General features: G+C 65.6%; 5 protein-coding genes and 1 pseudogene. 3 read left to right on the top strand and 3 right to left on the bottom strand.

From position 1 onward, the window contains the following. The 3 genes and pseudogenes from JHD07_RS16205 to JHD07_RS16215 all read left to right on the top strand — a co-directional run. Positions 1-1072: pseudogene (locus JHD07_RS16205) on the top strand (sugar dehydrogenase); the annotation flags it as partial. After that, positions 1029-1970, top strand: coding sequence for an SMP-30/gluconolactonase/LRE family protein (locus tag JHD07_RS16210; RefSeq protein ID WP_291623905.1), 942 nt, complete (start codon positions 1029-1031; stop codon positions 1968-1970). The pseudogene JHD07_RS16205 and the gene JHD07_RS16210, both read left to right, overlap by 44 nt. A gap of 115 nt (positions 1971-2085) precedes the next feature. After that, positions 2086-3111 (top strand): histone deacetylase family protein, encoded by a 1026-nt coding sequence (locus JHD07_RS16215; protein ID WP_291623906.1) that lies wholly within the window; start codon positions 2086-2088, stop codon positions 3109-3111. Positions 3112-3162: 51 nt separating this feature from the next. On the opposite strand, the gene JHD07_RS16220 is transcribed toward JHD07_RS16215, so the two are convergent. From JHD07_RS16220 to JHD07_RS16230, 3 genes are all read right to left on the bottom strand, one after another. Further along, positions 3163-3924 (bottom strand): 4'-phosphopantetheinyl transferase superfamily protein, encoded by a 762-nt coding sequence (locus tag JHD07_RS16220; RefSeq protein WP_291623908.1) that lies wholly within the window; start codon positions 3922-3924, stop codon positions 3163-3165. 189 nt (positions 3925-4113) lie between these two features. Continuing rightward, positions 4114-4287: a hypothetical protein gene (locus JHD07_RS16225; RefSeq protein WP_291623910.1), complete on the bottom strand. Its 174-nt coding sequence runs from the start codon at positions 4285-4287 to the stop codon at positions 4114-4116. Between the two features lie 139 nt (positions 4288-4426). After that, a partial coding sequence (locus tag JHD07_RS16230; protein ID WP_291623912.1) for a condensation domain-containing protein occupies positions 4427-5686 on the bottom strand: 1260 nt, incomplete at its 5' end.

Consider the following 5686-nt stretch of genomic DNA (forward strand, 5'->3'; position numbering starts at 1 on the left):
CTACAAGTCGCTCTGCACGACCAATCCGCTCTACAAGGCGCCGCTCTCGCTGCTTCCGCCGCACGGTGCGCCGCTCGCGATGCTGTATTATCGCGGTGCAAGATTTCCGGAGCTCGAGGGCAAGCTGCTGATCAGTCTGCACGGCTATCGGCCGACCGGAAGCCGGCTGCTCGTCTATGACGTCGACGACCGCGGCCTCCCCAAGCCTGCCCCCGCCCCCGTGAGCTATCGCGTCAGTTGCGCGGCCGATCCGACGCGCAGCTTCCAGACCGATGCCGGCGAGGTCGCCGCCGCCCCGTTCGAGGAGCTGATTGCCGGCTGGCACCGCGTCAACGGCGCGCGGCCGCAAGGCGCGCCGGTCGGCATGACGGTTGCCGAGGACGGCGCGATCTGGCTGGTCGAGGACAAGAACAAGACCGTGATCCGCATCGATCGTGCCGTTGGCGAAGCGCCGGCGCCGCTGCCGTGCGATACGCGCAGCCAGGCGATGATCGACCAGCTCGCGGCTTTCGTCGCCCGGGACGCGCAGAACAGCGTGCGCCTCACCACCTTGCGCAAGGGCCTGGTTGAGAGGCACTGCGTCGGCTGCCATTCGGATTTCGGCCTGAAGCCGGGCCAGTCGGAGGCGGAGAAAGACGGAGCCGTGCTCCGTTTCATGCTGTCGCAGGACGGCTGGATCTATCCCGACGATCCCGACGCCGGCAAGCTCCGCACACGCCTGCGCGGCTTGGGCGCGGAGAAGCTGATGCCGCCAGGTGGCGAGGGCCTGCCGAAGACCGAGCCGGGTTACACGCGGCTGCTGGATAATGCAGACCTGCTGGTCGCAAGAATGGTTCCGGGCACGCGGATGCGGATCAAGCCCGGCCCGCCGCAGCGCAAGTTCTTTGCCAGGACCAACAAGGAATGCGGCGAAATACCGGCCGCCAAGGTCGTCGTCGTGACACAAAGGAGCGCTGTAGACAAACCCGGCTTCAGCCGATTCTTCCGGCCGGCCGATCACTATCTGAACGGCGAGTGCACCGACGGCGATGGCTACTACATCCGGCAGGAATTTCTGGTGGCTGTGCAGTAGCATCGTTCTCGTCGTCGCGGCGGCGTCCGCGCAGGCGGAGACGAAGCTGTTCGAAAGCGCGCAGGTATCGCCCGCGGGCGAATACACCTTCGGCATCGAGGGGCCTGCCGCCGACCTCGACGGCAATCTCTTCGTCGTCAATCTCGCCAAGCCCGGCACGATCGGCAGGCTGCCCGCTGGCGGCATTGCGTCGGAGCTGTTCACGACGCTCCCCGAAGGCAGCATCGGCAACGCCATCAGGTTCGACCGTAGCGGTACGATGTTCATCGCCGATTACAAGAAGCACAACATCTTCGCGATCCCGAAGGGCGCGACCGCGCCGGCCGTCTGGTTCCGCTCCGATGAGATGAACCAGCCCAACGACATCACCATTGCGCGCGACGGCACCATCTATGCGAGCGATCCGAACTGGAAGGGCAGGGAAGGCCACATCTGGCGGATTGCGAAGGGCGCGGACGGCACGGTGCAGGGACAAGTGATGTCGGCGCCGCGTGCGATGGGCACCACCAACGGCATCGATCTCAGCCCCGATGGCAAGACACTCTATGTCGGGGAATCCAGCAGCGGCCAGATCTGGTCCTATGCGATCAACGGCAACGAGCTGACGGGCGCCAAGCTGGTCAAGGCGTTTCAGCCCGACACGGTCGACGGCCTGCGCACCGACATGGCCGGCCGTCTCTATGTCGCGCGCATTCTCAAGGGCACGATCGCGCTGATGAAGCCCAATGGCGCCGTCGAGCGGGAGATCGTGCTGAAGGCCAAGGAGCCGACCAACCTCGCCTTCGGCGGCAGCGACGGCAAGACCGTCTTCGTCACCCAGCGCCAGGGCGGCTTCATCGAGGCCTTCCGCACCGACCAGCCGGGCCGCGAGCATTGCCTCCAGCGCGGACGTTGCTAGAGCCGGCTTGAGTCTGGCGCGGCAGGTACGGCATTCTTCTTGCTTGCATCTGGCCGCCGCGGGGATCAAGACTTTCGTGGCATGTCGAGAGAACCTGCGACTACGGAGTGTTTGAGTGAAAGCCGTCCATACCGAACTGCACCGCAGCCACGATCCGCAATTCTTCCTGGTGCGTGGTGTCGTCAAGCGTACCACTGAGCAGCCGGAACGCGCCGATCGCCTGCTCAAGGGGCTGAAGGAGGGCAAGCACCAGCTGGTCGAGCCGACCAAATTCGGGCAGGGGCCTCGCGCGCGCATTCACAGTCCGGAATATCTGTCCTTCCTGAGCGAAGCCTGGGACGCCTGGACCGCGCTCGGCGATTCCGGCCCGGAGATGATCGGCAATATCCACCCGGTGCGACATGCCGCGACCTATCCGACCCACATCGTCGGCAAGCTGGGCTGGCACACCGCCGATACCGCCGCGCCAATCGGCCCGGGCACGTGGGCGGCCGCCTGCGCTGCCACGGACGTCGCGGTCACCGCCGCGCAGATGGTGATGGATGGCGAGGACGCGGTCTACGCACTCTGCCGTCCGCCCGGCCATCACGCCTATCGCGACATGGCCGGCGGCTTCTGCTTCCTCAACAACAGCGCGATCGCGGCGGCGCATCTGCGGCAGCAGCACGAGCGCGTCGTCATCCTCGACGTCGACGTCCATCATGGCAACGGCACGCAGGGCATCTTCTACGCCCGGCCCGACGTCTACACGATCTCGATCCATGCGGATCCGGTGGCGTATTATCCCTACGTCTGGGGCTACGCGCATGAGCGCGGCGAAGGACCCGGCCTCGGCACCAATCTCAACATTCCGCTGGCCATCGGCACCGGCGATGACGGCTACATGCAGGCGCTGGACCTTGCGCGCAAGGCGATCGAATCCTTTGCACCCGGCGCGCTCGTGATTGCACTCGGCCTCGATGCCTCCGAGCACGATCCGCTGAAGGGACTTGCGGTCACCACCCCCGGCTTCCGCCGCATCGGTCAGGCCATCGCGAAGATGGGGCTGCCGACCGTGTTCGTGCAGGAGGGCGGCTATCTCTCGGATATTCTCGGCGCGAACCTGACGTCGGTGCTGGCCGGCTTCGAAGAAGCGCGGTGAGGTCTCTTCGCCTCTCCCGGCAAGCGCGAAAGAGGTGCGGCCGAAGCCGCGTCATTCCGCCGCTTCCCGGAGCGGCCAGGCATGACGGCTGATTGGAAGGCCGCCGTGCGTGCGGGAGCCATCGGCGATCGCGAGGCGGTGCGAGGGCGACGGCGAGCTGAGCGAGAAGCGCCAACCGTCCGGATCGTCGGCGATGTCGGGCTTGAAGCTGATCTCGATGGCCTCGCGTGACACCTGCATCGCGAAGGCGTCGAGCGGCAGATTCAGGCCAAAGCCCCTGGCCTTCAGATAGGCCTCCTTGAGCGTCCAATAGTCGAAAAAGCGCTCGATCGCCGCGGGCTCCGGCAGCCCGCGCAGCGCTTCGACCTCCTCCGGCGCGAAGAAGCGAAGCGCGGTGGACAGCGGCGCGACGCGCCGCGACACGGTTTCGACGTCCACTCCGACGGCCTCGTGCCGCGACACCACGCATGCGACGCAGCCGTCGGCATGCGACAGGCTGAAGTGCAATGCGGCCGAGGTGGCCGGCGCTGCGACGAAAGGGCGGCCGTAGCGGCCCGCGCCGAACGACCAGTCCGTGGGCGCGACGCTGGAAGCGACCTGCGACAGCGCCAGGCGCAACATGGCGTGCGCGAAGATATATTGCCGCCGATGCCGCTCGAACACGAAGCGATCGGCCCGGGCCCGTTCGTCGACCGAGAGCAGGCGTCGGCAGGCCTCGACCGCGCCCGGCGCGTCAATGGTCTCAATCAGCCCGACAAAGAGTTCGATTCTGTCGTCTGCCATCAATTGGGCCCATGGCGTCAGGCGCGGCAAAATCTCCGGTCCCGACGGAAGAAACAGCTGAGCAAGAATCAGCCGGGAGGACCGTTCCTAGCGGTCCATCCAGGCGACTTCTTGTCGATTTGCAGGCCGGTTTACAGGCGCAAGCTTGTGCGAGACCCCAATCTCGACAAGCAACGGCCGATCCGCGACGAATCGTGCGGCGTCCCCGACCGACGAATCTTACTTCTTCTTTTTCTTGGATTTCTTCTTGGGCGTACGCAGGGCCTTAAGGCTGTCTTCGACATCCTTCAGCGCGAGCTGAAGTTTCTCCTTCTCGAAATTGAGCAGGTCCTGCAGCGCCTTGCGGTCCTCCTCGCTGAGCGAGGTCTTCTTGGTAAATTTGCTGAAACCCATAACACTCCCCCGATTCAAAATAATCGTCCAAATCAAAAAGTGCGAATAATCTTGCGCGGTGACGCCAAATAATCAAGGTGCAACTTGAACATTCACAGCTTTGGCGCACGAGACCGTGGTCGTCCGCACCGAGCCCGGGTCACGCGGCCCTGCGTGCGAGCAACCGGCCGAGCGGTGCGTTGGCTTGCGCGATGGCCGCCGTCAGCAGCGCGACGAGATCCTCCATCCATTCGCCGACCTCCCGGCCGTCTAGCAAATCACGCTTGTAATTGCACGAGCCGGTGACGCCGGTCGGACGTTCCTTGAGCATCAGCGATAACCAGGTCTGGTCGATAGGCAGCACCGGTTGGCCTTCGCGTGCGACGTTGCCGGTCGAGGTTATCGCGAGATCCGGCAGGTCGAGCGGCCGGCGCAGCGGATTCTGCAGCGTGAAATAGACCTGGAGCAGCGAAGCCGGATCGATCCCCTCCTGTTCCAACCGGTCGGCCAGGACCTCGAACGGCAGCTCCTGCCGCGCATGCGCCTCGAGCACGCTCCGGCGCACCCGCGCCAAACCTTGCGCGAACGACAGATCCGGCGTGATTGTCGTGCGGACGATCACCGTGTTCTCGAACGGGCCGATGATCCGCTCGGTGTCCGGCTGGGCGCGATCGGCCATGGCGGTTGCGACCACAATGTCGGTGCGGCCGGTCCGGGCCAGCAGCATCGCCTTCAGGCCGGTGAGCAGGCACATGAACAGCGTGGCATTGTGCTGTCCGGCGAACGCCGTCAGCCGGCTGATCAATCCGTGATCGAGGCTGATCGGATGGTGTCCGGTCGACGCGCGCGGGCTCGATTCGCCGCCGAAGACAGGGCCCGCTTCGCGCAAATTCTCGACCCAGTCGGCAGCCTGTCGGCGCGCGGCGTCGGTGCCGCACCACCAGCGCTGCCAGCGTGCGACATCCGAAAAGGCCGGCGGCGGCTTCGGCAGCGGCGCCGAGGCGTATCCGGCCAGTGCGGCATAGCGGTGCGACACTTCCTCGAACAGAACGCCGATCGACCAGCCGTCGACGATGGCATGATGCAGCGTCAGCAGCAGCACGTGATCGTCGTCGTGGAGCCGCAACAACCGGGCGCGCAGCAGCGGCGCCCGCGTGGTGTCGATCGCAGTGTAGGTCTCCCGCTGGATCAGGAGATTGACCTTCTTGAGTTCGAGCGCCTTGCGCCGCTTGTTGTTGTGGGGGTGACCGTCGCCGATCGTCTCGATGGCCAAGACCTGGCGAAGAGTGCGCGGTGCGGCGATGCGGCTTACGGGCTCATCGCCGGTCCAGGCGAATGCGGTCCGCAGCGATTCGTGCCGGCGCACGACGTCGTCGATCGCCTTGGCGAGGGCGACCCTGTCGAGCGGGCCCTCCAGACG

The organism is Bradyrhizobium sp. (assembly GCF_016462955.1).
In the GTDB taxonomy this organism is placed as follows: domain Bacteria; phylum Pseudomonadota; class Alphaproteobacteria; order Rhizobiales; family Xanthobacteraceae; genus Bradyrhizobium.

Excerpts from the sequence above, each read along its gene's own strand:
- JHD07_RS16225 (WP_291623910.1), bottom strand. The coding sequence starts at position 4,287 with ATGGGTTTCAGCAAATTTACCAAGAAGACCTCGCTCAGCGAGGAGGAC.
- JHD07_RS16210 (WP_291623905.1), top strand. The coding sequence starts at position 1,029 with ATGGCTACTACATCCGGCAGGAATTTCTGGTGGCTGTGCAGTAGCATC.